The sequence below is a fragment of the Vibrio sp. HENC-03 genome (assembly GCF_000305755.2).
In the GTDB taxonomy this organism is placed as follows: domain Bacteria; phylum Pseudomonadota; class Gammaproteobacteria; order Enterobacterales; family Vibrionaceae; genus Vibrio; species Vibrio owensii.
Map to the genome: position 1 here is coordinate 118,296 of NZ_JH976064.1, position 23,979 is coordinate 142,274.

Here is a 23,979-nt window from a genome sequence, read left to right on the forward strand (position 1 = left end):
TTTAACTTAAGAGTGATTTACGCAGAACAAAGATCATGCTCACCGTAAACAAGCCATTTCGGTAAATATGCGGCTTCTGGAATCGTCCAGCCATACTTATCGTATGCTAATGCAGCAAGACCAGTCAGTTTCAAAGAAACATTTCCTTTTGGCGAATAGCGAACATCTTCATTCATGTAGAACTGGTAATGCGCCTCTAACGCATCTCTCAGTGCTTCTTGATAATGTGACTCATCGCCATCGATAATGGCAACAAACACATTCACAAAAGGAATAAACAAAGAATGTACATATGGCACCCTGGTTGATTCTAAATATTGCGGGGAGGATTTCTCCATCACAGTTTGCAATAACTCAGGTAGCGCTGATGAATTACTAAATACACCTTTAACGAACTCGACCAGCGCAACATCAAAAGGATCTTTTAAACGCACTAATGACTCATCCATGATGGTCATCAGCTCTACACAGCGCCAATCTCTCGCGGCCATTGCTAAACAGATTTCATCCAACCATGCATCCATGGTTCCTTCTGCAACAGCACGGTTACCCACTTCCGAGAAGTGTCGGTGCCCAACGGAGAATTCAACCACTTGGTCTGAATGATTGGCCAGCAAGTACACGTTATTCAGTAACTCAAGCGCCCTTTTTATGTAAGCTGGCGAAGCCTGATGTTGTCCGAATTCGGAAGCAGTGAAGAATGCATCAAGCGAATACCAAGCGTCGCTACTCATTCTTTTGAGAGGTTGCTGATAAAAAGATTGTTTATCATCCAACATTTTTTCCCAAAAGCTGTAGAAACGTTCGTCATCTTCACGAAAAATACGCAATTTTCTTTCTTCAGGTATATCTAAATAGTGATTTCTTATTGTTTCCATCAATTCCTAGCCTGTTGTGAAGCGTTATATTTTTGTACTGCAACAATGAAAACCTTCAAAGTTCAGGCTGAGAATGATGCCGATATCAATTTATAATATCAATGGTTTATCATGCAGTTATATAGAAAACGAGCCAACGCTGTTGATTCTTTCTGCGCTCAGCCTCCTTCAACTTCATTGAACTGGAAACAGACTTGAGGCACTTTCGGTGTTTGAATAGCTTTACTGCCTCATAAGGAACAATACAAAAAGTCCGGCATAGTTGCTTCTATGCCGGACTTTTCTTTAAGTATCGTTAGATTGAATCGCGAGGTTAAATTATTGACCCGCAGCCAACTGCATTAGTAGACCACTGATGTAGGCGCCGTATGTACCTAAAGCGTAACCAAGAACGGCCATTAGAATACCAACTGGTGCTAGTGCTGGGTGGAATGCTGCCGCAACAACAGGGGCAGATGCCGCACCACCAACGTTCGCTTGGCTACCTACCGCCATAAAGAACAGTGGCGCACGAATCAATTTCGCAACAGCAATCATTAATACAGCATGGATGGTTAACCAAACGATGCCGATAAAGAAGTAACCTGGGTTATCGAAGATTGCCGTGACGTCCATCTGCATACCAATTGTTGCAACAAGGATGTAGATGAAGGTTGAACCTACTTTGGATGCCCCACCGTGCTCAAGACTGCGTGTTGATTTAAAGCAAGAAGCAACAAGCGCAAATGTTGTTACCAATACGATTAGCCAGAAGAATCCCGAAGTCAGGCTGTATTTCGCCAGTTCTGGAGCGTTAGTCGAAATCCACGGCGCAATCATATCGGCAAAGTAATGTGCAAGACCGGTTAGACCAAACGCAATTGAAGCGATTTTAACGAGGTCGGTTGTTGTGGTTGGACGATCGTTTTCTTCTTGGTACTTAGAAACGGTTTCTTTTAGCTCTTCGATAGACGATGTATCCGCTTTAAGCCATGCGTCTACCTTCTTCTGACGGCCAACCATAATCAATAAGATTGCCATCCAAACGTTGGCACAAATAACGTCAACCGTAATCATTGCCGAGAACAGTTCGTCGTTCACCTCGAAGACTTCTTTCATTGCGGCTTGGTTTGCACCGCCACCGATCCAAGAACCAGCAACCGTGGTTAGGCCGCGCCATACATCACCAGAAACGAGATCCGGAGAAACTTGGTCGATAATCAGAATCGCCAGAGGACCACCGATGATAATCCCTGCCGTACCGGTCAAGAACATGATGACCGCTTTCGGGCCAAGACCAATGATTTTGCGCAGATCAGCAGAAATGATCAAAAGCACCAACGCTGCTGGCAGTAGGTAGCGGCTTGCTACGAAGTACAGTTTAGAGTTCGACGCATCAATGATACCGAAACTGTTTAGCAATGAAGGAACGAAGTAACAGAGTAAAAGACCCGGAATGATCGAATAGAATCTTTTTAGTGCGCTGTTTTGGCTGCTTTCCGTGATAAAGATAGCGCCGAGTATGACAGCGAGCATGCCCATGATTACCGCATCATTAGAAATCATTATAGTTCTTCCTTTAAGTTGAGCGTAAAAGTCTATTTTTTGAGGGGACGAACCATACCGACAACGCACCAATGTTACAAGGTGTAACAACGGAAACATTTTGAAATACTCTTACAACATCACATCCTTCATCTTTGAAGCCTTTATTTTCATGACCTGACCGTTATTTATTGTTGACTCAAAAAAGATCGCTCCTCATTTCGCCAATAATGCCCTGTAGTTCATATGTGAAATGGCGATATAAATAACAAGCAATTAGCCACATGAATTCAGATAAGTTTTTGTATGGCAAAGTGAGTCAAAATTGTCCCAAGCGCCCTCTCATCAATGAGTCGAAAACCGTCATCTTTGACGGCAGATTGAACAACAGAAAGACGTGACAAAACAATAATGCGGTGCTGATGGTTTGAACCAAAAGCAGACAAAACGCGTAATAAAGGGAGGTTCTAAGTAAAGGATTTATTTATGTTTTCTTTCTTCAAAAACAATTCAGTCAAGAAACTCAAAAAACGCCACTCAATGCTGCTTGAACAAGCGATGCAAGCCCAAAGACGAGGCGATATACGTACCTACTCTCTATTAACTGCGGAGGCGGAAGAGCTTTTCGAACAGATAAAAACGGCCCACAAACCCCAAAGTTGAGGTACTAACTGAGTTTGATGCTCGATTTAGGTCAAAGCGCTAAGCAATGAAACGATGAAGGTGAACGGTTCGGTTCACCTTTCTGTTATTGAATGGCGAAGCGACAATCTCTTTTTGCTAACGGGCGACTTCATCAACATAACCAGTGCTTACTTCCGAGCAATATCATGTTCTCGTGATGAAAGAAGAAGAAATTTCATTGGATTCGATATGTTCATATATGCTTATGCCTGTGAACTATAATCAATAAGATTCCAAACATTCTATAAATAACAACAAAGGACTGTGTTATGCCACAAACGTTAGATCAGGCTGTTCAGGTTTTAGACCGAGATTTAGAGGAGTTTTTACTTCGCTTCCCACTATCCATTACCAGCGCGGGCCAATCGAAAGGTGCTATGAGGTTTTACTTGTATAGCCATGGCGATACCGCTTTCGGGATAAATCAGGGGGTAAAGATGAAGGAGATGCGTTTCCGCCTTGGTCCAAAATCGTTAGTTAAAAACGCGAAAGCACTTCAATGTATTCATATCCCCGTTTCTCCTTTTGAACAACTTAAACCCGACTCCATTTCTAAAGTCACCCATTATGATGCTGCTGACTACTTGGTAACCACTCAATTGACCGGTTGTACCTTTGCAATCCGTAAAGCAAAAGGAGGCGGGCTTGAGTTTTTGCATGTTCAACCAAAGGGGGACTTTAACGGCATGGAAGTACAACGTGCTGTCCAGAAGGAGTTCCAAGTCTCTTTTGGTAGAGGGCCTGGCACGGACAATTCAACTTATGGTGAAAATACTCGGGTTACGGTAATGGGCGCGCGAACCAATGGCCTATGGGTCGTCTATGCTCAATATCAAGACTCGAGTGGCAGTGTGACAAAAGTAGACTGTATTTATAAAGAACCAAGCTCCGTGGCGTATGTGGATTAACTGCATCGCTGTTTAGGTTCTTTACTCACTACGCCAATAGCAAAGAATGTGAGTTGACCAAATAGGTTAACTCACTTCCCTTTCCCTTCCGTAACAACCTTTCCTTTTAAACTCTTCTCGTTGCTCACTGCTGTACTCAAAAAGTAAGCAATATTAGACCTCAACAGCCTGCTGCATAAACTTGGCTTCAGCCTTTGAGTAGCACTGCTCACCAACATAGATTTCGCTTTCTAGCAAATACATGCCTCGCTTACTCTTGATGCAATGCGCTTCCACTCGGATTGAACTATTGAGAGGGATAGGTTTGATAAAGCGCACCTCCAGCTTAGCCGTCATTGCGCAGATATCTTGGGCGAAAAGACAGTGTGTCATAGCAGTATCGTGCAGCGCACTGATGGCACCGCCTTGCATCACGCCTTGATAGCCTTGAACCTTTTCTGTCGGCACGATTTGCCCTTGCACGCCACCACTCGGCATTACCGTAAATTGAATCGTATCGTGCGCATTGAAAAATGGCTGGCAGCAGACTGCGCAATGTTGGTGGTTTTTTGGTGCGTGAATAGACATAAATACCTCTGAGTTTGAGATTGTCTGTGGAACGAAACAGAATGCGTAAAGAGAACAAAGAAAAGAAGCTTTAGACTTGGCGAGCGACTGACATGGTGAACTCCTTTATCTATTTGAGGCATTCACTTTATGCCCTGTAATTAGCATATGCCAATAACAAAAAGTGAGAAATTAGGTTCCATCGAGCTGAATGCATTGCCAGAAGGATCACTCTGTTATCGAAACTGACTCACCACTGGTTTCACGTACCAAAGTCGCTTACTATGCCAAGTACCTATAACGCTTTGTGAGCCACTCATGAGCAGTAAAAATAATAAAAATCTCGGCATTCTTCTTAAACTCAACACCTTCGTTTCACCTTATAAATGGCGCGTTGCTGCTGCCTTAGTTGCCCTTATCGCAACGGCTAGCCTAACGCTATCTGTCGGTTACGGCGTACGCATTCTTATAGACCAAGGCTTTGCTCAGCAATCGCTGCAAGAACTCACCAATGCGATTCAATTTATCGTCGGTGTGACGCTGTGTATCGCGGTGGGGACGTTCTTCCGTTTCTATCTGGTTTCTTCTGTGGGCGAACGCGTCAGCGCAGACATTCGTCTTGCAGTGTTTAACCATGTGATTACGCTGCATCCTAGTTATTTTGAGACCAATAGTAGCGGCGATATTATGTCTCGCCTCACCACAGACACGACGTTGCTGCAAAGCATTATCGGTTCGTCGTTTTCTATGGCGATGCGCAGTGCGCTTATGTGTATTGGTGCGATCATCATGTTATTCGCAACAAACTTTAAGCTCACTTTGATTGTGCTGGCTTCTGTGCCGTTCGTACTCGTTCCTATTTTGGTTTATGGAAGACGAGTACGTGCCCTATCACGCCAAAGCCAAGACACCATGGCCGACGTCGGCAGCTACGCAGGTGAAGCGATTGAGCACATCAAAACGGTTCAAAGCTTTAGCTCAGAGCAGCATGAACGCGCGGCGTTTGCTGTCGAGGTAGAAAAAGCTTATGAAGTTGGCAGACAGCGAGTAAAACAGCGCGCGATTCTGATTTCTGGCGTTATCGTAATCGTGTTCAGCGCCATTGCTGGCATGCTTTGGGTTGGCGGCAGTGATGTGATTCACGGCAAGATGTCTGCTGGCGATCTAGCGGCATTTGTGTTCTACGCCATCATGGTTGCGTCTTCTATGGCAACGATTTCCGAAGTCATGGGGGAACTACAAAGAGCCGCCGGTGCAACAGAAAGGCTGATTGAGATCCTTCAAGTGGAAAGCGACATCAGCGCACCAAGCAATCACCTTCCGATCACTGAGAACATGCCAGCGGAAGTGACGTTTGATTCAGTGAACTTCAACTACCCTTCTCGCCCCGATCAACCCGCTATCAAAGGGTTAAACCTGACCGCCGAGAAAGGTAAGGTGTTGGCTTTAGTTGGCCCTTCTGGCGCAGGTAAAACGACCTTATTCGAGCTGCTGCAACGCTTCTACGATCCACAACAAGGCCAAGTATTGTTTGGTGGAGAAGACATTCGACAGTTCGATCCGAATGATCTTCGTCGTCAAATGGCATTGGTTCCGCAGCAACCCGCTCTGTTTAGCCACGATGTATTCCACAACATTCGCTACGGCAACCCAGACGCGACTGACGAGCAAGTGATTGAAGCAGCGAAGAAAGCACACGCGCATGAGTTTATTGAGAAACTACCAGACGGTTACCATAGCTTTTTGGGTGAGCGTGGCGTGAGATTGTCTGGCGGTCAAAAACAGCGCATCGCGATTGCTCGTGCAATTCTGAAAGATCCAAAAATCCTTTTGCTTGATGAGGCCACCAGCGCGCTGGACAGTGAGAGTGAGCACCATGTTCAACAAGCACTTGAAGCATTGATGAAAGACCGCACGACTCTGATCATTGCTCACCGACTTTCAACAATCCAGTACGCCGATAAAATTGCAGTGTTAGACGGCGGCGAGTTGATTGACCTTGGCAACCACCAGTCGCTAATGCAAAGCTGCGAACTCTATCAGCGCCTTGTCGCGTTGCAATTTAAGCACCTAGAGTAACCTTCAATAAAGCCCGCTGAAACTAGCGGGCTTTGCAATTTTCTTGCAAGCGCAAAGGTTCATTTTATTGCTGAATCCAAACTACGTTTTCGCATCTAGTAGGTACCTCAAACCAAGACCAAAACAAATCCAACATTTCTGGCGACATGTGATACGAATTTCCATCTAATTTCGCGTTACGTGACAATGCTCTTTGTTGGCAAGTTTCGAAAGGTACATCGAGATAATGCACTTCACTGTCCACTTCAAGGCTCGACGCCCAATCGACAAAGGCTTCTCTATCTGTTTTGCGCCAAAAACCGAAATCAAATATGACTGGAACATCAAGAGAGAACAGCTGCAGTGCTGAGTCTTTAAATAGCGCCTGAAGCGTCGCTAAACGGCTATCGAAAACGTCACGTTCCATGTGCTCTCCATACAAAGGGAGCATCCATTCATCGATGGAGAAACGAAACGCTCTTTGCTTTTCTGCAAGCGCTTTTGAATACGTCGTCTTACCCGAACCGATAAAACCACATACAAAATAGATTTTGGCCATATTCCTCTCGTTCTCGCTCCTATGGTTCGTTTTTCATGGTGACGGCTTTCCTTATCGAGCACAACGTTAATGCATTGCATTAGTTCACAACTTGGGGGGGTCTATTGCCGTCACTTTGAGCTAAAAACACGTAACAATCATCTCGGATAAAAACGAAAAAGGCGAACCAATTGGCTCGCCTTTCATGCTGTACTTTTGATCCCGCGTAGGACTTAGCCTTCTGGGTTTTCCTTCGCGTTGATTTCCGCGTACGTGTGTAGAAGCTCTGTTAGCGTCTTCACCCATGCAAATACGTCTGTCGGTGTGTTTTGAAGCAGTTTCTCTACTTGTTCACAGTGTGTTTCAAGTGTGATGGCTTCTTCTAGACGGAATGAAATTGCGTAGAAGTGCCAAAGCACAAGACGCGTCATACGTTCGCTGTTTTGCTTCGCGTTGTCCGAATCATCAAACGCTTGCTGAATTTCACTTAGTGCGATTGCGGTCATACGTAACATCGCATCTAGGCGCGCTGACAACATGCGGTCTTCACTGTCTACTTCTTCTTGGTCGAAGGTAAACAGTTCGTTCATCACATCTTCTGGCACCATTTTACTGATCATGCGAGCACTAAACTCTTCCAGTTCATGGCGTGGCATAGTCACAAGACAATCGAATGTGTAATCACGAAGCATAAAATCACTCTACATCAGTTATTAACTTTTAGTTTGCGCATTCTAAGGGCTGTGATTTCAATTACCACTTTTTATTTGTTTGGATGTGCAGATAAGTTCTAGTAACAGCGCGTTACTCTGAGGATTTGCTTTTCTGAAAGTACTGAACCACTTTCCAGATCAGGAAGCCTGCAACACCGACAAGCAACACAGAACGAAGAAGAATGGGCGCATCGTGTTCAAGTTGGCTTGCGTGAGGGACAATACTTGCAAACAACCGACTGGTAAAAAGCAGCCCCATCACCAACATAACAATCTTGTTCATACGCGCTACCTTTTAAGTTCAAGCACTGCGCACTAAACGCAGCTTTCGAGTTGTTTGCGAAATAAGAGCCTTGGCCCTGAGTGAACGTAAAAGGATGCGCGTCGTAGGTGTGATCGTCAATGGATGAGGCAGTAAGCTAATATTGCAAAAGTGAAGATGCGCTCGATGATTCCGCCCAAATAGCCTTAAGAGCAGCGCTTAATTGCCAAAGTATTGCTCCTCCCGAGCGTCTAACCACAAGTCATAGTTTTTCATCACTTTGGAGAACTGAGGACTTTGAATATAACCATTCAGCCACGCTTTTAAGTTTGGGTAAGGGCTTTGTCTAAACCACTGTTTATCGATGCGGGCATACTTACGGATGAAAGGCAGAATAGCAATATCGACCAGGCTTTCTCGTTCTGAGAACAAAAAGGAGTGCTGCGTTAAAAGAAACTCCAGCTTGATGAGGTCTCTTTCACACTCTTTACGCAGTTCATCTGCATTATCTTCATGGTAACGCTTCGCACAGCCAAAAGCGTTCATCGCGGGTACAAAGTGCGATTCAAACTCTCCAATCACTTCGAGCATTTTAGGCAATGCTTCTGGATGACTGCTATTCAAAAGATCATCCGGGTCACACTCAGAAAGCGCCCAAACCATAATGTCCAAGCTTTCTTCAAGTATCTGTTTTTGCTGCGTAGTATCTATTGGAGAGCGGTTGGGAATCACTAATACAGGCACACTGCCCTTCGGCGATACCTCTAGCATTTCTGATGGCTTGTTATCGAGCTTGATAGAACGAATAAGCACGCATTGCTGGGCTTTGAGCAACGCAAATCTTGCACGAATCGCGTAGGGGCAATTGTGCAAAGAATAAAGAATGGGTGCCGTACCTTTCGTCATATTTAGTTCCATCAATCCGTGGCCTTTGCCTCTATCTATTACTGTCTCTCCTTACTATTTCACTGTCTAGCTATTTCAATTTCAGAGTAGCAAATTCGGTTTGCTCTATTCCATATAAAAACCATGAATCTTCATTTGAAATAGAATTGCTTTCAAAAAGAGGAAATCAATCTGGGAAAAGTTCACCGCATTTTGTGGTGCGGGCTGTGGTTAAAATTACTGTGAAATCCAGTAATACAAAGCAACAACATTATGAACAACGAAGCAAAACAACTCTTTCATTACCTCTGTAACCAATACGATGAGTTATCTAAGGACTTCGAATCTCGCCCTTTCCCTGAGTTTTCAGAAACCATTACTCACCCGTTGGGTTACTGCTTTGTCCGTTGTCCTGTGGGGAGTCAGCGCTTTTCCATTGTGTCGATCAACTTTGATCCTTCGGTACGTGGCCAAGGGGTTTTAACCGCGTTTATCAACTACGTGAGAAACAACCCGTATCACTATCAAGGTGTTGAAGTTGCCATCATTGAAAACAAGAACCTAGCGAAAAGCCTGCTGTCTCTTGGCTGGGAATACAAATCCTTGTTTAGCAAACTTTTCTTCTCCAAAAAGCCAACATTGATTAAAGACTTTCAGTGCGCTTAACTACTCTTGAGTCACACTCAGTCGCTGCCTTTCAGCATATCGATAAATGCTTGTCTTGATTCTTGCGAAGTGCCTCGATGTGTTGTGTATACCGCGTGGGTGTTTTCATCAGCAGATAGAGAAAGCTCAATGCCCCACAAGGCTTTTATCTGGTTTGGAACCATTGAGTAACGCACGTCTATAATGCGCCTTTCATCGTCCGGATCACGCGCGACAAAGCCATCGGAGAACCAACGAAATCGCTCAATATCTAAGGCCTGCTGCGATGTTGAGCTTAACCAAGGGAAGTCTTTACCGATGTCCAGTTTGGCAACTGATTCTCCAGTGTAGATTTTGGTCGCAGCTCCTACTCTTATGGCGTCTACATAGTACCGACCTTCAGTTTCGTAGATGACTTTCCAAACCAAACTATTCGCGAACGTAGGTTTGGCCTCCAAGCGCAATGGAGCATGTTGCCTTGCTTGTGCAAGCTCCCATCCTACTTCTTCTGCCCTGTCTCTTTGAATCATGCCGAACGTAATATAAGCAAAAGCCCAAACTATTGCGATTCGTGCATACCAAGGGTTACGTTTCAACAGAACAAACACAAAGCCTAATAAAACAGGAAGCGTGAAGGCAGGATCAATAACAGAAACGGTATTCCACGCATACCGCTCGTTGGTAAACGGCCACAAAAGTTGAGTGCCGTAACTGGTACACGCATCCAATAAACCGTGTGTGGCGTAGCCGAGCGCACAATACCACCAGGTTTGTGTGAACGATAAACCAAGCCTTTTAGCAAAAAGTAAATACAAAACCAAAGCGCAGAGTAAGCTGCCAATAGGAATAAACAGCAATGAATGGGTGAACTGTCGGTGATATTCCAAAAACAGCAGCGGATCACTAGAAGAGCGAATCAATATGTCCAAATCTGGTGCCATACCAGCAAGCATTCCAAGGACACCTGCCGCCACCAAGTGTTGTTTTTTGCTTACTGATAGAGACAATGACGCCCCAACCAACCCTTGCGTTAACGGGTCCACGGCGAAATCTCCCAATCATGCTTAAAAACCAGAAATGTTTGCCACATAAAATATCCGTATTTCGATGACTCGAATCCATTTGGTGGAATCACATCAAAGCTATTGAAAATCATAGCGAATAAAACGAGTGTTAGTTTTAGTGTAGATGGATTGGACAAGTTCGCGAGCCTGCGTAAAACGAGATATGACGAAATCTCCGACTCAGCCTTCTATTGCGGTATAATCTGACGTCTTATGTTTTAAGTATAAGTTTCCACTCCTTCAGCACCACTTCGAGGCATGACTTGCAGTTAACCAGTTTTAAATACAAAACGCGTAAAGGCCCTGATTATCGCCATGGCGACCAAGTGTCGTTTGTCGACATCAAAGAGACATTTGGCATCGGCGGAATTCGTATTGGTAAGTGGGTGAACAAAGAAGAAAAAGATCTCGCGGCAAACTTAATATTCGATTCTCTCGCAGACTTAGCGTACATCCTTGCGCTACCGCCTTCGGCGATTGGACTTCGTGGTAATTTGAGCCTTGCTTTTGGTACTGGTGGCCGCAAAGGGGTTCAAGCACATTACGCACCAAATCAACGTGAATTAGCCTTGGCAAAGAATGCCGGTGCAGGTGCGCTTGCTCATGAGTTTTGGCATGCGTTCGATCATTACATTGCCGAGAAAGCTTTCGACATTGGGGATCGTTCGGGGCCGCAGCGCCAAATCTTATTTGCGAGTGATTGCTGGCTGAAAAATGCCGATCATTTCCCGCACCCACTTAACGAGCGATTACTGAAGATTTTTGACGCCACATTGCTCACGCCAGACGGCCAAGATCGACATGACTATGTATCCCGAAGTGTAAAAGCAGACCAAGCGATGGGTTCAAGCTATTTTTCACAACCCACCGAGATGATGGCACGAGCATTTGAAGCCGTTGTGGAGTCTTGTTCTGGTATAGAAAACGCATACCTAGTTTCTGGCACCACAAAGGCGGATACCCTTCCTCTCTACCCAGATATCGCACACAGAAACGCGATATATGAAGCGCTTCAAGCGTACTTTCGTCCACTGGGTGACGCGTTGAGTCGTTAACTAAGGAATAGCGACTATTCAGAAAAATCTCGCGATTTCAAAGCACAAACCTTTCCCATCAATCTAAAAAAGGTTTATACATAACGTTATGTTATTCATATTGCTGAATGTTTCATGACGCTGAAAGAAATCCTCAAAATCCGTAACGTTCGCTGCTTCCTCATGTTCCGAAGCAGTTACTTTGCGCGCTTCTATTACCCCGTATTTACCCTGCTCTATTTGGATTACGGATTAACGCTGTCTCAATTCGCCATGCTCAATGTTGTTTGGGCAGCGACTATTGTACTTGCGGAAGTCCCTTCCGGCGCTTTTGCCGACACCTTGGGGCGAAAACGACTGGTGGTGCTGTCGTCCATCGTCATGTTCATCGAAATCGCAATGATCGCCTTTGTCCCTACTGGAAATCCCACTTTTGTTTTCGTTGTATTTTTGATTAACCGAGTGCTGAGCGGCTTAGCGATGGCGTTAGCAAGTGGCGCTGATGAGGCATTGGCTTACGACACATTGAAAGAACAAGGGAAGGAAGAACTGTGGCCGAGAGTGTTGCAGATTCAACTTCGTATTGCCTCTAGCGTGGGTATTGTGGTCACACTCGTAGGCGCTGCCATGTACGACGTGAACTTTATGGCCAACGTGTATCAGTTCCTTGGATTCGACAAGCCAGAAACCACACAAGACATCATGCGCATCCCTGTTTACGCGACTTTGTTTGTTGCGTTGATCGCCATCTACGCCGCATTCAGCATGAGAGAAGAGAAAAAGGTCATACCAAGTAGTGAAAGCAAGTTAGCTTCTACCATGGCCAGCATGAAGCTCACACTCAACACCGCCAAGTGGGTATTGTCTACGCCTTATGTGCTGTTCATTCTGCTCTACTACAGTTTGTTCGAGCACACTTCACGAATGTTTTTGACCATGAACAGTCAGTACTACCGTGCGATTGATATTCCAATTATCTACTTTGGTTTAATCGGCGCTGGCATTAGCCTTTTGCAGATTGTCTTAGCTGGCCAAAGCCGCCGTTTGGCAGAGAGTATGGCACCGAAGACGTTCATTTTAGTCATGGGCATCGCAACGATGGCGACCTACTATTGGATAAGCTTAGGCTGGTCAATATACGGGGTGATTCCTGCGCTGATTCTGATCTTTATTATCATGACGATGAACATTTTCATCAGCTACCACTTGAACAAGAAAACAGAATCTCATAACCGAGCGACAGTATTAAGCTTCAAAGGTTTGATGTTCAACTTGGGCTACGGCTTAATCGGTATACTCTATGCTTACTACTACAAACTGCTCTCACAAAACTATACCGAAGCGCAGATAGAACAACACATCGACTTTATCGCATCGCTGTCTTCGTTCTTCTACTATTTCACGTTCTTGTTCATCGCTATCAGCGTCTATTTCTATATCAAAGATAAAAAACAGGCGATCTTCTAAACCCTTCTGTCAGAAACGAAATAAGGCGAGCCATTTGGTTCGCCTTATTGGTTATTAGCGCGGATTTCCGTTGTATCTATCTAAACTCAAACAACTCTCGATGGAATGACTTGGCTGGTAGACCGATATTGGTGAATGCTTTCTCAAGCTTCTTACCCAGTTCGGAAGGACCACAGAACCACACACTGCTGTGCTCCACATTTGTTATGCGGCCAATGATCTCCGTGTTGGTGAAACGCCCTTCTTCACTTGTGTTTCTCATGTATAGCTTAACGCCCGATCCCTGTGCTCTGCGCTGTAATTCATCCAGAAGCACCTTGTCCTCTTCTCGATAGCTGTAGAAAAGCGTTACCGACTTTGCAGTCCCTACCGCCTCAATTGCGGTTAAAAATGGTGCGATGCCGATACCTGCTGCAAACCAAATTTGTTGCTCTGTATCATCTTGGAAATTGAAACAACCGTATGGGCCTTCTATCTGAGCCGATTGTCCAACTTTAAGCGTTTCCATTAATGAACGCGTGTAATCACCATTAGCTTTGATTAGTAATCGCACTTGGCCGTTTTCGTTATGAGCTGACGCCAAACTGAATGGATGAGGTCGTTCTTTATCGTCAAATCCGATAAATGCAAACTGACCCGGCTGATACGTAAATTGATGAGCTTCCACTTTCAGGACTACTTCAATTCCGTCTTTGATTGATTTAATACTACTAACCTTGGCGGGATAACGTTTCTTCTTACCATTCAAATCTAAAATGGTAATCAAACACCCTACCGTTGCTAACCCGCTGACCAAGAGAAGGATAGCTCCGGTAACGATTAACCATAAGCTTGCATCAAAGAACATTACCATGTGCAGCACTAAAAGCAGGTAAAGATATGGAAAGACTTTATGAGTGAGCTGAAAGACGTTGTGTTTGAACTTCTTAATCCACGCAATCAAAACAAAAGCCGCGGACAGATAGAAACCATATTCGCCAATCAACTGCGCCTGATCACCCAATGCATCAATCAACTTCCAAAACGGAAAGGTTTCATTCTTTGGCTCGATGTAGCCAAAATCCATCGCGAAATCATCGCTTAGAAATGCCCCCCAGTGAAACAGAGCTGAAAAGACTGCCGAGATCCCTAAGTATTTGTGCAGACGGTATTGCTTATCTAATCCGCCTAACCAGCGTTCCAATGGCCAATGCTTCACAGACAGAATCACGCACAACGACATCAAGATCATTGATACGATGCCACTGTAATTGACCAAATAAGTGCGTACCTGCCAAAACATTGGCCACTCTAGTGTTGGCGTGCCTATTTGCAGCACCGAGTAAGGGATTAGTAAAGCAACGAATACAATGCCAAAGTTGAGCATCAAATTTCTGTTCATACGACGACTTCAGTCCATCATGGTTTTAACTGTCGCCAAACTACCAATAGAAATGTGAAAAACTTGTAGAGCTCAAGCGTCCCGTACTTCCTGAATCGATCCCCCTTTTTTACGCCAGTCCCCGACGCGACAAAAATGTGTGCTTTTAGAACGAATGCCTTTCAAAGGGCACATTCACATTTCTTTTACGTCACCGCCTACACTATGGAGACGCCAACGAAAGAATTCTCTCTGGTGAAATGAGAGCTTAAGGAGAAACCAATGAAAAAGTTAATCTTATGTTCGGCCTTGACAGTATTTGGTGTATTGAGCCTTCCAAGTTATGCTGCGTCCGACGCGAAAATCATTAGCCAAGAAGAAGCCATTAAATCCGCACTCGGCGCTTTAGATATTGAAGTGCTTGGCATTCGCCATGACGAACCAGATACGCAATGGGATGTCTTCGTTAAGAAAGGTGACAAAGCTTATGAAGTTGAGATTGATGCTCTAACAGGAAAAGTCGTCGCGGCTGAAGAAGAAAGCCTTACAGAGATCCAAGCAGAGTTATCTGGCGACCTGTCTCATGAAGGCGTTATCGGTGATGTAGATAAGTAGTTGTCGAGCAGACATGTGAATTGGTAAGAGCCAATCAACAACATTAGCCCTATTTAAGGTGAGCATGCTCTGCTCGCTCACCTCTGCTACTTTGCTTAGAGAGCTTAATTGTTAGCAACTCGCCAAGGCGGATTCTTTCGGTTCTCTCCAGCCCAATACAGCTTTAGCTCATTACCTGATGGGTCGTTAAGCATTGCTTCCCTCCACAGATAGTCTTTGTCTGTAGGTTCTTGAACAAACTCGATGCCTTTCCTCTTTAAAGTATCGACTAACGCATCAAGATCTTCGTGTTCAAAATAGATCACGCTGTTGCTTTTTGATTCTGAATCACCGAGATAAAGTGAAAAAGTGGCATCTCCGTCAAGGCACTCAAAGCGCGCATAATTTTCTGTTTCAACAATCAAATTGAACCCTAGCTGTTGATAAAACTCGATAGATGACTTGATGTCTTTAACGGTTAACAGTACTTGATTTAGATTCATAGAAGTTCCTTTTCCGATTGGTTTCTTACCGATTTTGGTGGGTTGTTGTTTGAGGTTACGAGGATAAAACCTCAAGCTAGCTTAAGGTCAAGGAGTGATTTCAGCCGTGATTAGAAGTCTATATAGCAAGAGCTAAAAATGAAAAAGGCGGCACTGTGGCCGCCTGTATCTGTATCGATTTGTCGTTATTGGGTTAGCGCGATGTACTCTTGTTGCGCAGCTTGTAAGTCCTCAGCAAATTGTGTATCTGCCTTGAGCTTATCAAACACGATGTGCGCCACTTTTTGCCCTGCTTCTACATCACTCATCCAGTGTGCGTTACAAACGACGCGGCTGTAACCATAATCCGCCCCCCGCTCTGTCAGCGCTTTTGCATTGTTCGGCGCAATTGCTGCGGCAACGAGTGAAACCCCGTAGCCTGATGCAGTATGACCAGAAGGGTACGATCCGTCTTTAGATAGGTAGTCTTCGGCATAAGGTGTACAAGAAGGTAAGCCGTTTACCGCAAATGGACGCGCTTTGTTGTAGTGCTTTTTAGAGTCAGATGTCGCAAGACCAAAAGAAGCAATGCTGCGTCCTAAGACGGTATACATTGCTGGAGTGTCTTCCTTAGTAATCTTCACGCCCAATACATCACCATAAATCTTGGCAAAGTATTCTGGAGTAATACGCGCGTCTTGTGTCGCTTGAGCCATTCTCGCTGGGTCATCAACTGAAAAGTCGATAGCACCCACGCGCTTATCTTCGATATCTTGTTTGCTGCCTTCTGTTGGTGGCGGTGCAATCAAATCTACCGTGTGTACCGTTTCAATGTATGGTTGATAAAACTGATAGTTTCCATAGTCGATACGTTCAAGCGAATTGATGTCTGTTGGCGCAGAGAACACGTGAAATGCAGGTAAAGTTAGCGCTACGCAAATTAGAGCTTTCTTCATTTGCTTTCCCTCCAGAATTAAAGGTTTGTAGGAATATTCTTAACAACTGAATCCAATATTATCCGCACCCCTTTAGTGCTGGAAGTTATAACGATTATTCCTAAAAGTTAATAATGGAATGAAGCAAAGCAACTAAATCATACTTCCACTTGGGCAACCTTGTGACAAAACACTCCCGTAACTGGTAGTTGGAGTAAATAACATGATTAAATCAGCAGGCAGGAATACAACATCAGTAACCAATGACAAAGGCATATCAACAAAAGAAATAGGATATAAAGCGTAAGACACAGCTGAACCATCCAAGAAGCATGGCTGACGCGCAACGGACAACGCTGTACCGGAAAATGGTTTACCGTAACCCCCTCTCGCATGTGCATCCATAGATGAACATCCCACCATCAAAGAAGCCATTGCAATAACGGTGAGTACTTGAAGTTTTTTGAAAAGATTGTTTTTCATGTCTGATAGGTTCCAACTGATTGTCATTGACATAAATTATTATTCGACAACAATAATCCTACCTGCATTTATAAAACAACCTATCTAACTAATTCGATTGGGAATAAATCAATTTTCGTGACAAATGTATCGCTTCTACCTTGGGTAAATAACAACTTATAAACGTCCGCTCCCTCGAGCCAATACACAAAGGCGAACCAATTGGCTCGCCTTGAATATGTGAGGAAAGGAAAAAAACTACGTCCGTTACAGCTTATCTGCATCAACAACTTTAATCGTTGTCCAGTTGGTGTTGGCATCTTGAATAAAGCCTTGCGTATCTTCTAGCCAGCGCTTCTGTACCGATTTATCCAAGTTTAAGTACAGTTTGCCACCTTCAATCTTCCAAGCCTCTGGGTCAGTTTCAAACTTCTTGCCCATAGCAACACCAAATGCACAGTAACCACCGTATTGCGGCGCATACGCTTGAGGATCAGCTTTAAACTGGTCTCGGTTTGCAGTATTCACAAAGTGATAAATCGCATTGTTGTACGTCGCTGAATATTCGGCCTTTCCTTGAGTCGGGCCATTATCCGTGAAGTAAGCCACCGGGTCGTAACCCTTGATAGCGAGATCATTTGCATCAACGCTCATGCCTACATCCGCAGCCATCAGTGAAAAACTGGTTCCGAGTAAAGCGGTCATTAAAGTGAGTTTTCGACCAGTTGATTTAATGCGTGACATAGTAAGCTCCTTGTCTGTGTTTGTTTGCCTTGTGTGAATAAATTAGCCAACTCTTCCGGTCTATAAAGGGACAAAAGACCAAAAAAGTACGCGAATCGTTCGGAGGTAACATGGATTTGTTGTCACAGCTGATGAAGCACTTCTCAATACGCACAGGCGTTTTCTATTCTGGACACTTGTGTGGCATCTCCTCGTTCCAAGCAGAGCACCATAACCGAGGCCATTTGCATGTTTTGAATGCTGGCGAATTGATACTGACAAGCGCAAATGAGAAGGCTCAAAAGCTTACAGAGCCTTGCATCATTTATCTACCAAACAATACGCCGCATAGAATTGAAGGAAACGAAGAAACAGAATTGGTTTGCGCCAATGTGGATTATCGAGGTGGGCAGATCAACCCTCTATTGTCTGTCTTGCCGGATGTCATCGTTATCCCTTTTAACGCCGCGCCGAACCTAACACCGGTCTTGGATATGCTGTCTTCGGAAGCAAGAGGAAATGGCATCGGACAAGAGTTTTTATTGGATAAGCTGAGCGATACCTTAATGGCGTTGATCTTTCGTTATCTTATTGAGGAAAAGCAAATTGAACACGGCTTGTTTGCTGCGCTCGCCCACCCTCGTTTAGCTCCCGTTATGACGGCTATTCATCAGCTCCCTGCCCGTCATTTTCATCTAAATGAATTGGCATCATTGGCGGCCATGTCTCGCACTCAGTTTATTGAGACGTTCAAACAAATCGTTGGGGAGACTCCTGGAGATTATGTACAAAAATGGCGTGTATCCGTCGCCCAGTCTTTATTACTGCAAAATAAACCGCTCAACTGGGTGTCTGACGAAGTGGGATACAACAGCTACTCGGGCTTTTCTCGTGCTTTCCAAAATGTATCTGGTATGTCACCTCGCCAATGGATACAGAGCCAAAAGGAAGACGAGCTTAAAGCAAGTTGATACCAAATTGTTTCGCGATCAAATTCGTTATCGCAAAACAAATTACGGATACAACACAACTAATCAGCAAGGTAATCCAAAAGGAATACTTGCTCAGTAGATAAGGGAAAAGAAGAAACATTGGCAGTGTTGGTACAACAAACCAAAAGGTATAAAACGCGTGGTTAGACAACTTCTCTGTGCCTTGCCCTTCGACATACATCCATACCAACGCCAATATGGTCACGGTTGGCAATGCAGCCACGAGCGCACCTAACCTATCACTTCGCTTCGCGACTTCAGAAATGAGAACCACAATCGCGGCGGTGGTTAAGTACTTTGTCACAATCCATAGCATTTTCGCTTCCTTGCTTACTTCGGACACTAACTAATCGATAATCTAGAAACCTACTCCAGTTGATTCTAGATGTTTTCTAAAGACTTACGGTACACCTTGGTCACATAACCAGACGGATCGTAAGCGTCTTCTATTCTATCCCAACCAAATTTTTCATAAAGGCCATCGTGGTCGGTCGTCAGATAAAGGCTTTGTAAAACGTTGTTCCAGAACTGAAAGAGTAAACTGCTAAGATACAGCAAAGGTCTGACTATTGATAAAAATAATAAGTGGTTACAAAACGACCATTGCTTTGTTTATAAAATTGGAGAAAGATGACAATACAGCGATTTATAGGAGGTGGTGTTATGACTTTAGTTCTTACCGTTCTTATTTTTCTAAGTTGTATTGCGATGCTCGCAATTGGTGTGATGTTTTCACGTAGGCCGATCAAAGGCGGAGGTTGTTGCAAAGCGTCCGATGTTGCGGATGTGGGCGCACGTAAAAGGCAGTCCCGCAAGGATACATAGAATCCCAGCACACGAGAGCCCAGACAGCGGTTTTGCCTCGGAGTAAGCACTTTAAGCATTGCGAACGCTCCAACCAGATACGTAATCGCCTCAAGGGCACAGCGCATACTCGCCCTGCTTCTCAACCCTTTCAATACAGGCTTTTCCTTAGACGAAAAGCCTGTTTGTTCTGTAATCTCTTAACGTCTATGATTTTTGAAAAGCCGCTAACACCATAGGTTGCAGTGCTTTCGCCAATTTCTCATGCTGGTCTTGCTGCCAATGAATTCCTTCGTTCGGACAAGATTCCACTACGGTTCCGGCATCAAAAAATGCACATCCCAGCTCTTCCGCTCGGTTTCGATAATGAAAGCCAAACTCTTTGGACTTTTCCGCCCCGCCGATAAACATACTGCCGAAGAAACCAATCTCATGCACGGGTGGCGGCGCGACTAATAGAACTTGCGGCGCTTCTCGCTTTGCCCAGTTATCAAAGTTAAGAACCTCTTGTGCTAAGCGAGCTGCTCCACGCGAGATATCGAAAGCTGACAAACCCAAGCAGTTTTTCATGTCATTCGTGCCAAGCATAATGATGACCAAGTCAGGCAGATGAGATTCCAAGCAAGGGCGTAAATAGCGAAGCCCGTTTTTCTCACCTTCAAAAGGATCATCATGCACAGTGGTTCGCCCCGGTTGCCCTTCCTCTATGACCTCATAACCATCCGGTAGAGACATTCGTAGCAAGGATGGCCATCGCTCGTTTGGACCGTAACGGCGGTCTTCATTCGGTACTGCGCCCCAGGTATTTGAATCGCCAAAACAAAGTATGGTCGGCATTAAACGTATTCCTCACTAAAACTATTGCTTTGCAGTCTATCAAAAACGTTGATCGAGTCTGTGATTTAATTCGAAAGATCATGCCCATAAACAAGCTCAATTGGCTTGCGAATTTAAGAACGATAAACGCACCAGCAGCTGAACACAAAAAGGCGAACCACTTGGCTCGCCTTTCTAGTACTTAATAAGAAACTAACGCAGCAGCTTAGTTGATGTCTTGTACCTTCATCACCAAGTCTTCCCAATTGCGTTGGTTCTCGATGTCATGCTCTAAGCCTTGATCATCGGCAATTTGGAAACGCTTAACTGCAGGCGTTTTGCTCGTTGCTTGGTATAGCCAGTATGCTTCGGCTTTCAATGCTTCATCAATTGGCTTATCGATTGACTCGTACACCATCTGTTTACATGCATTGATAGATTCAGCCGGGAACTTAGAAATTCGCTGTGCTAATGCATCAACATAAGGGCCAACTTCATCGGGTTCTAACGCTTTGTTGATGGTGCCGTACGCTTCTGCTTCATCCGCATCGAAGTCACGGGCGCTCAAGATGATCTCTAGGGCACGACCTAATCCCACCTGACGCGCCATACGAGATGCACCACCGCCACAAGGCAAGATGCCCATACCCACTTCCATCTGCATGAACTTGTATTTTCCGCGAGCGGCAAAACGCATATCACAGGCCAATGCAAATTCATGACCGCCACCACGGGCAAAGCCTTCTAGCTTCGCAATTGTGGCTTGCGGTAGCTTGCTGATTCTTTCGAGAACCGCTTGAAGATCGAGTAACTTCGCTTCTTCGCGAGAAACGGCCTCTGTCGACATCTCTTTAAGCAATTCGGTATCGTAATGACAAACCCAAATCTCCGGGTTGGCTGATTGGAATACAACCACTTTTACACTACGATCACGTTCTAATCGCAGTGCTAACCCATTCAAATCCGCCAACATTTCCTGCCCTTGCACGTTTACCGTACCAAAATCAAACGTGACATAAAGAATTGCGTCTTCTTGCTTTGCAGTAAACGTTTTGTAGCCTTCGTAAGCCATATCCATTTCCTTTTTCCAATTAAATCATTAGGTTGCTATTTTTCAAAGCAACGCAATTAACGTTACGCCTCTAAAAAACATCAAACAATGACGCATAAAATGAAACAGTATCTACGAAAACTAAAAGGTGATTTCCTCAATAACGGCTAGCAACAAATCACGCAAATCTGATCTTTACTCTCAATTGGTGAGTAAGTAACCCTGCGGTTTACTACTCGCATTATTATCAACAAAAACTTAAAACTGATTTCTTTTTCAGCCCAATTATCAATTTTGAAATCGCACCTATACTGAATCCATACAAACGCACAACCGAGGAAATCATAATGAAAGCAGCCGTAATTCGTCAGTTTGGTAGTTCAGAAGTATTCGAAACAGCAGACGTGCAAAAGCCGGAAGTTAAAGCGGGCCACGTCCTAGTTAAAGTCGCAGCATCAAGCGTTAATACTGTTGACATGATGCTGCGTGAAATGGGCGAAGGTTTACCCTTCCACCCACAACTTCCGGGCATTCTGGGTATGGACTTCGCAGGTACGGTTGAAGCCGTTGGTGAAGGTGTTACCGAGTACGCGGTTGGTGATGAGGTTTATGGTTGTGCGGGTGGCCTTGGTGATCTTCAAGGCTCGCTAGCGGAATACATGGTGGCAGACGCAGACCTTATCGCTCACAAGCCAAGCAACCTTTCTATGCGTGAAGCGGCGGCAATTCCATTGGTTGGCATTACGGCTTACGAAGGTTTAATTCGTGCTGGCGTTCGCCAAGGTCAAAAAGTACTGGTTCATGGTGGCGCAGGTGGTGTTGGCCACATTGCACTGCAGCTTGCTCGTCACATGGGGGCTGAAGTATTCGCAACTGGTTCTACAGGTGTGAAGAACGACCTGATTACGGAGCTTGGTGCAACCGCAATTGATTACCGTACTGAGTCAGTAGCCGATTACGTTGCGAAACACACCTCTGGCGCTGGTTTTGATGTAGTCTTCGATTCAGTTGGTGGTGCAAACCTAACTAACTCGTTTGATGCAGCAAAACTCAACGGCCAAGTTGCAACAACCGTGTCTTTGCATGAGCAAGATTTAAGTACCGTTCACATGAAAGGCTTGTCATTGCACGTGGTATTTATGCTTATTCCGATGATCCATAATGTTGGTCGACGTGAACATGCCATCATCCTAAAAGAGTTAGCTAAGATTGCAGAATCTGGCGCACTAAAACCGGTTCTCGATGAACACGAGTTTACCCTTGAGCAAGCCGGCGCTGCGCATGATCGTCTAGCCAGTGGTCAAGCGATTGGTAAAGTCGTCGTGAATATCTAAGTTTTGTCTTAGTGACATTAAGAGCACAATTCAAAAAGACCTCCGTGATGGAGGTCTTTTGTTTTTAGCTAACTTTATTTTCAGCTTACCTTGGTTTTAGCCAAAGCTATCTGTTTAGGCAGACTCAGGTTCTTTCCAACTCACCAGACCTAGCAACTTCTCACCTAGTGGTGTGAGCTTAGCTTGGGGATACTTCACCTGTTCCCAATTGCGTGGATCCCCCGGGAAAGCAAAACCTTCTGGTGGAAGACGTTCTTGCCAAGAGCGAACACGCCAATCTCGAATTGGTTGGTTACCTTCTTCTGCCGGAACCATAGAGATATATTGCGCCATACGTACTTTATCGGACTGGTTCGGGCGAATGCCATGAGGAAGCAGGCTATTAAAGATCAACAAGTCCCCTGCTTTCATCGAAATAAACTCCACCTCAAAACCAGTGAGATCTGGCACATAAGGGTCGCGGTCAGCAGGCTGGTTTTTGCGCCACTCTTCCAGTTGACGATAAAGCTCCGGCACACATTGGAAACCACCAGTTTCTTCGTCCGTATCAGACAGTGCCAACACACCTTGCACGTTTACTGGCAATGGTTCGAGTGAGGAATCCGCATCCCAATGAACAAAGCCACTGAATTCACGACCCGATTTGTTCGGTGGGTTAAGGTTAGCGCGGTCAATAGTGACCCATAAGTTTTCCTGATCCCAAATATCAACAAATGCGTTGTACACCTCTGGGTTCTGACGGTTATCCCACAACACTTGGTTGTTATAACACTCCACCATGCCAGAGTTGTTGAGCTCAACCATGGCATGGTCACGGCGCTGCGCTTGATACCAAGTGCTCGCATCGTTTGGGTCCATTTCTTGGAACTCCCATAGGAAATCCTGAGAACGCTTTACCGCTTCCGGTGAGATGATTTGACGAAGCACCAAATAACCATTGTGTTGCCAAAAGTCGAACTGTTCTTGGGTTAACTTTTTCAACGGCAGTGTTTTTTTGATGTCTTTTAGTTGCGCTGAATTGATGTTGGAAACACTGTTATTTCCGGGTGCGTTGTCGCCGAATCCGTATTTGTTTTTCATAGTGACTGATTCCTGTAGGGCTTATTGTTATTGGTTTAACAAGCGTTGAGCGCGCTTGGTTAGTCACATTCTGACAACAATTAATCCAACAAAGTGATACAAAAAACGCAGATACTGGTACTTTACCGTCATAGAAATAT

General features: G+C 44.8%; 26 protein-coding genes. 9 read left to right on the top strand and 17 right to left on the bottom strand.

The features are described from left to right. Positions 1-17 precede the first annotated feature (17 nt). Both VCHENC03_RS22630 and VCHENC03_RS22625 read right to left on the bottom strand, forming a co-directional pair. On the bottom strand, positions 18-878 hold the full coding sequence (locus VCHENC03_RS22630) for an immunity 49 family protein (protein ID WP_009704514.1): 861 nt from the start codon (positions 876-878) through the stop codon (positions 18-20). A gap of 318 nt (positions 879-1,196) precedes the next feature. Continuing rightward, positions 1,197-2,423, bottom strand: a complete 1,227-nt coding sequence (locus VCHENC03_RS22625; protein WP_009704516.1) for a DUF819 family protein — start codon at positions 2,421-2,423, stop codon at positions 1,197-1,199. 465 nt (positions 2,424-2,888) lie between these two features. Here VCHENC03_RS22625 and VCHENC03_RS27220 point away from each other — a divergent pair, with 465 nt between their 5' ends. After that, positions 2,889-3,065 (top strand): DUF6435 family protein, encoded by a 177-nt coding sequence (locus VCHENC03_RS27220; RefSeq protein WP_009704518.1) that lies wholly within the window; start codon positions 2,889-2,891, stop codon positions 3,063-3,065. Positions 3,066-3,355: 290 nt separating this feature from the next. Continuing rightward, positions 3,356-3,994 (top strand): hypothetical protein, encoded by a 639-nt coding sequence (locus VCHENC03_RS22620; RefSeq protein ID WP_009704519.1) that lies wholly within the window; start codon positions 3,356-3,358, stop codon positions 3,992-3,994. A 153-nt stretch (positions 3,995-4,147) separates the two neighbouring features. On the opposite strand, the gene VCHENC03_RS22615 is transcribed toward VCHENC03_RS22620, so the two are convergent. Continuing rightward, a complete protein-coding gene (locus VCHENC03_RS22615; RefSeq protein ID WP_009704520.1) occupies positions 4,148-4,561 on the bottom strand; it encodes a PaaI family thioesterase in 414 nt (137 codons plus the stop codon). A 297-nt stretch (positions 4,562-4,858) separates the two neighbouring features. Here VCHENC03_RS22615 and VCHENC03_RS22610 point away from each other — a divergent pair, with 297 nt between their 5' ends. Beyond that, positions 4,859-6,619, top strand: a complete 1,761-nt coding sequence (locus tag VCHENC03_RS22610; protein WP_009704521.1) for an ABC transporter ATP-binding protein/permease — start codon at positions 4,859-4,861, stop codon at positions 6,617-6,619. A 64-nt stretch (positions 6,620-6,683) separates the two neighbouring features. On the opposite strand, the gene VCHENC03_RS22605 is transcribed toward VCHENC03_RS22610, so the two are convergent. The 4 genes from VCHENC03_RS22605 to VCHENC03_RS22590 all read right to left on the bottom strand — a co-directional run bounded on the left by VCHENC03_RS22605 (position 6,684) and on the right by VCHENC03_RS22590 (position 9,017). Beyond that, the gene (locus VCHENC03_RS22605) at positions 6,684-7,157 is read right to left on the bottom strand and encodes an AAA family ATPase (RefSeq protein WP_009704522.1); all 474 of its coding nucleotides are present in this window, start codon (positions 7,155-7,157) and stop codon (positions 6,684-6,686) included. A gap of 212 nt (positions 7,158-7,369) precedes the next feature. Beyond that, the gene (locus VCHENC03_RS22600; protein ID WP_009704523.1) at positions 7,370-7,828 is read right to left on the bottom strand and encodes a hypothetical protein; all 459 of its coding nucleotides are present in this window, start codon (positions 7,826-7,828) and stop codon (positions 7,370-7,372) included. Between the two features lie 112 nt (positions 7,829-7,940). After that, positions 7,941-8,132 (bottom strand): hypothetical protein, encoded by a 192-nt coding sequence (locus tag VCHENC03_RS22595; RefSeq protein WP_009704524.1) that lies wholly within the window; start codon positions 8,130-8,132, stop codon positions 7,941-7,943. 198 nt (positions 8,133-8,330) lie between these two features. Beyond that, positions 8,331-9,017, bottom strand: a complete 687-nt coding sequence (locus tag VCHENC03_RS22590) for a glutathione S-transferase (RefSeq protein WP_009704525.1) — start codon at positions 9,015-9,017, stop codon at positions 8,331-8,333. A gap of 252 nt (positions 9,018-9,269) precedes the next feature. On the opposite strand from VCHENC03_RS22590, the gene VCHENC03_RS22585 reads away from it, so the two are divergent. Continuing rightward, entirely contained in the window at positions 9,270-9,662 is a 393-nt protein-coding gene (locus VCHENC03_RS22585; protein ID WP_009704526.1) for a hypothetical protein, read from the top strand. A gap of 17 nt (positions 9,663-9,679) precedes the next feature. Here VCHENC03_RS22585 and VCHENC03_RS22580 read toward each other — a convergent pair whose 3' ends face one another. Beyond that, positions 9,680-10,684, bottom strand: a complete 1,005-nt coding sequence (locus VCHENC03_RS22580) for a metal-dependent hydrolase (protein WP_009704527.1) — start codon at positions 10,682-10,684, stop codon at positions 9,680-9,682. A gap of 284 nt (positions 10,685-10,968) precedes the next feature. Here VCHENC03_RS22580 and VCHENC03_RS22575 point away from each other — a divergent pair, with 284 nt between their 5' ends. Further along, the gene (locus tag VCHENC03_RS22575) at positions 10,969-11,760 is read left to right on the top strand and encodes a CLCA_X family protein (protein WP_009704528.1); all 792 of its coding nucleotides are present in this window, start codon (positions 10,969-10,971) and stop codon (positions 11,758-11,760) included. 114 nt (positions 11,761-11,874) lie between these two features. Further along, positions 11,875-13,206 carry an MFS transporter gene (locus VCHENC03_RS22570; RefSeq protein WP_009704529.1) on the top strand — a complete coding sequence of 444 codons (1,332 nt, stop codon included), beginning with the start codon at positions 11,875-11,877 and terminating at the stop codon, positions 13,204-13,206. A 76-nt stretch (positions 13,207-13,282) separates the two neighbouring features. Here the strand turns inward: VCHENC03_RS22570 and VCHENC03_RS22565 are convergent, their stop codons facing one another. Next, entirely contained in the window at positions 13,283-14,587 is a 1,305-nt protein-coding gene (locus VCHENC03_RS22565; protein ID WP_232310308.1) for a ferredoxin reductase family protein, read from the bottom strand. A gap of 261 nt (positions 14,588-14,848) precedes the next feature. Between VCHENC03_RS22565 and VCHENC03_RS22560 the strand changes: the two genes are divergently transcribed. Beyond that, entirely contained in the window at positions 14,849-15,181 is a 333-nt protein-coding gene (locus VCHENC03_RS22560) for a PepSY domain-containing protein (protein ID WP_009704531.1), read from the top strand. A gap of 104 nt (positions 15,182-15,285) precedes the next feature. Here VCHENC03_RS22560 and VCHENC03_RS22555 read toward each other — a convergent pair whose 3' ends face one another. From VCHENC03_RS22555 to VCHENC03_RS22545, 4 genes are all read right to left on the bottom strand, one after another. Continuing rightward, positions 15,286-15,663 (bottom strand): VOC family protein, encoded by a 378-nt coding sequence (locus VCHENC03_RS22555; RefSeq protein ID WP_009704532.1) that lies wholly within the window; start codon positions 15,661-15,663, stop codon positions 15,286-15,288. 185 nt (positions 15,664-15,848) lie between these two features. After that, the gene (locus VCHENC03_RS22550) at positions 15,849-16,598 is read right to left on the bottom strand and encodes an acid phosphatase (protein ID WP_009704533.1); all 750 of its coding nucleotides are present in this window, start codon (positions 16,596-16,598) and stop codon (positions 15,849-15,851) included. A 132-nt stretch (positions 16,599-16,730) separates the two neighbouring features. Next, positions 16,731-17,060, bottom strand: a complete 330-nt coding sequence (locus tag VCHENC03_RS0125335) for a YceK/YidQ family lipoprotein (RefSeq protein WP_032802221.1) — start codon at positions 17,058-17,060, stop codon at positions 16,731-16,733. 246 nt (positions 17,061-17,306) lie between these two features. Next, on the bottom strand, positions 17,307-17,783 hold the full coding sequence (locus tag VCHENC03_RS22545; protein WP_009704534.1) for a YHS domain-containing (seleno)protein: 477 nt from the start codon (positions 17,781-17,783) through the stop codon (positions 17,307-17,309). 110 nt (positions 17,784-17,893) lie between these two features. Between VCHENC03_RS22545 and VCHENC03_RS22540 the strand changes: the two genes are divergently transcribed. Further along, positions 17,894-18,733, top strand: a complete 840-nt coding sequence (locus tag VCHENC03_RS22540) for an AraC family transcriptional regulator (RefSeq protein ID WP_009704535.1) — start codon at positions 17,894-17,896, stop codon at positions 18,731-18,733. On the opposite strand, the gene VCHENC03_RS22535 is transcribed toward VCHENC03_RS22540, so the two are convergent. From VCHENC03_RS22535 to VCHENC03_RS22525, 3 genes are all read right to left on the bottom strand, one after another. Then, a complete protein-coding gene (locus tag VCHENC03_RS22535) occupies positions 18,720-19,070 on the bottom strand; it encodes a DUF3147 family protein (protein WP_009704536.1) in 351 nt (116 codons plus the stop codon). The genes VCHENC03_RS22540 and VCHENC03_RS22535 overlap by 14 nt on opposite strands. 695 nt (positions 19,071-19,765) lie before the next feature. Then, the gene (locus VCHENC03_RS22530) at positions 19,766-20,395 is read right to left on the bottom strand and encodes an SGNH/GDSL hydrolase family protein (protein WP_009704538.1); all 630 of its coding nucleotides are present in this window, start codon (positions 20,393-20,395) and stop codon (positions 19,766-19,768) included. A 205-nt stretch (positions 20,396-20,600) separates the two neighbouring features. Beyond that, on the bottom strand, positions 20,601-21,446 hold the full coding sequence (locus VCHENC03_RS22525) for an enoyl-CoA hydratase/isomerase family protein (protein ID WP_009704539.1): 846 nt from the start codon (positions 21,444-21,446) through the stop codon (positions 20,601-20,603). Positions 21,447-21,772: 326 nt separating this feature from the next. Between VCHENC03_RS22525 and VCHENC03_RS22520 the strand changes: the two genes are divergently transcribed. Further along, on the top strand, positions 21,773-22,759 hold the full coding sequence (locus tag VCHENC03_RS22520; protein WP_009704540.1) for a zinc-dependent alcohol dehydrogenase family protein: 987 nt from the start codon (positions 21,773-21,775) through the stop codon (positions 22,757-22,759). 114 nt (positions 22,760-22,873) lie between these two features. Here the strand turns inward: VCHENC03_RS22520 and VCHENC03_RS22515 are convergent, their stop codons facing one another. Beyond that, a complete protein-coding gene (locus tag VCHENC03_RS22515) occupies positions 22,874-23,839 on the bottom strand; it encodes a phytanoyl-CoA dioxygenase family protein (RefSeq protein ID WP_009704541.1) in 966 nt (321 codons plus the stop codon). Between the last annotated feature and the right edge of the window lie 140 nt (positions 23,840-23,979).

What these genes read in the sequence shown, in the direction of transcription:
- VCHENC03_RS22630 (WP_009704514.1), bottom strand. Translation starts at nt 878, where the DNA reads ATGGAAACAATAAGAAATCACTATTTAGATATACCTGAAGAAAGAAAA.
- VCHENC03_RS22625 (WP_009704516.1), bottom strand. Translation starts at nt 2,423, where the DNA reads ATGATTTCTAATGATGCGGTAATCATGGGCATGCTCGCTGTCATACTC.
- VCHENC03_RS27220 (WP_009704518.1), top strand. Translation starts at nt 2,889, where the DNA reads ATGTTTTCTTTCTTCAAAAACAATTCAGTCAAGAAACTCAAAAAACGC.
- VCHENC03_RS22620 (WP_009704519.1), top strand. Translation starts at nt 3,356, where the DNA reads ATGCCACAAACGTTAGATCAGGCTGTTCAGGTTTTAGACCGAGATTTA.
- VCHENC03_RS22615 (WP_009704520.1), bottom strand. Translation starts at nt 4,561, where the DNA reads ATGTCTATTCACGCACCAAAAAACCACCAACATTGCGCAGTCTGCTGC.
- VCHENC03_RS22610 (WP_009704521.1), top strand. Translation starts at nt 4,859, where the DNA reads ATGAGCAGTAAAAATAATAAAAATCTCGGCATTCTTCTTAAACTCAAC.
- VCHENC03_RS22605 (WP_009704522.1), bottom strand. Translation starts at nt 7,157, where the DNA reads ATGGCCAAAATCTATTTTGTATGTGGTTTTATCGGTTCGGGTAAGACG.
- VCHENC03_RS22600 (WP_009704523.1), bottom strand. Translation starts at nt 7,828, where the DNA reads ATGCTTCGTGATTACACATTCGATTGTCTTGTGACTATGCCACGCCAT.
- VCHENC03_RS22595 (WP_009704524.1), bottom strand. Translation starts at nt 8,132, where the DNA reads ATGAACAAGATTGTTATGTTGGTGATGGGGCTGCTTTTTACCAGTCGG.
- VCHENC03_RS22590 (WP_009704525.1), bottom strand. Translation starts at nt 9,017, where the DNA reads ATGACGAAAGGTACGGCACCCATTCTTTATTCTTTGCACAATTGCCCC.
- VCHENC03_RS22585 (WP_009704526.1), top strand. Translation starts at nt 9,270, where the DNA reads ATGAACAACGAAGCAAAACAACTCTTTCATTACCTCTGTAACCAATAC.
- VCHENC03_RS22570 (WP_009704529.1), top strand. Translation starts at nt 11,875, where the DNA reads ATGACGCTGAAAGAAATCCTCAAAATCCGTAACGTTCGCTGCTTCCTC.
- VCHENC03_RS22565 (WP_232310308.1), bottom strand. Translation starts at nt 14,587, where the DNA reads ATGAACAGAAATTTGATGCTCAACTTTGGCATTGTATTCGTTGCTTTA.
- VCHENC03_RS22560 (WP_009704531.1), top strand. Translation starts at nt 14,849, where the DNA reads ATGAAAAAGTTAATCTTATGTTCGGCCTTGACAGTATTTGGTGTATTG.
- VCHENC03_RS22555 (WP_009704532.1), bottom strand. Translation starts at nt 15,663, where the DNA reads ATGAATCTAAATCAAGTACTGTTAACCGTTAAAGACATCAAGTCATCT.
- VCHENC03_RS22550 (WP_009704533.1), bottom strand. Translation starts at nt 16,598, where the DNA reads ATGAAGAAAGCTCTAATTTGCGTAGCGCTAACTTTACCTGCATTTCAC.
- VCHENC03_RS0125335 (WP_032802221.1), bottom strand. Translation starts at nt 17,060, where the DNA reads ATGAAAAACAATCTTTTCAAAAAACTTCAAGTACTCACCGTTATTGCA.
- VCHENC03_RS22545 (WP_009704534.1), bottom strand. Translation starts at nt 17,783, where the DNA reads ATGTCACGCATTAAATCAACTGGTCGAAAACTCACTTTAATGACCGCT.
- VCHENC03_RS22540 (WP_009704535.1), top strand. Translation starts at nt 17,894, where the DNA reads ATGGATTTGTTGTCACAGCTGATGAAGCACTTCTCAATACGCACAGGC.
- VCHENC03_RS22535 (WP_009704536.1), bottom strand. Translation starts at nt 19,070, where the DNA reads ATGCTATGGATTGTGACAAAGTACTTAACCACCGCCGCGATTGTGGTT.
- VCHENC03_RS22530 (WP_009704538.1), bottom strand. Translation starts at nt 20,395, where the DNA reads ATGCCGACCATACTTTGTTTTGGCGATTCAAATACCTGGGGCGCAGTA.
- VCHENC03_RS22525 (WP_009704539.1), bottom strand. Translation starts at nt 21,446, where the DNA reads ATGGCTTACGAAGGCTACAAAACGTTTACTGCAAAGCAAGAAGACGCA.
- VCHENC03_RS22520 (WP_009704540.1), top strand. Translation starts at nt 21,773, where the DNA reads ATGAAAGCAGCCGTAATTCGTCAGTTTGGTAGTTCAGAAGTATTCGAA.
- VCHENC03_RS22515 (WP_009704541.1), bottom strand. Translation starts at nt 23,839, where the DNA reads ATGAAAAACAAATACGGATTCGGCGACAACGCACCCGGAAATAACAGT.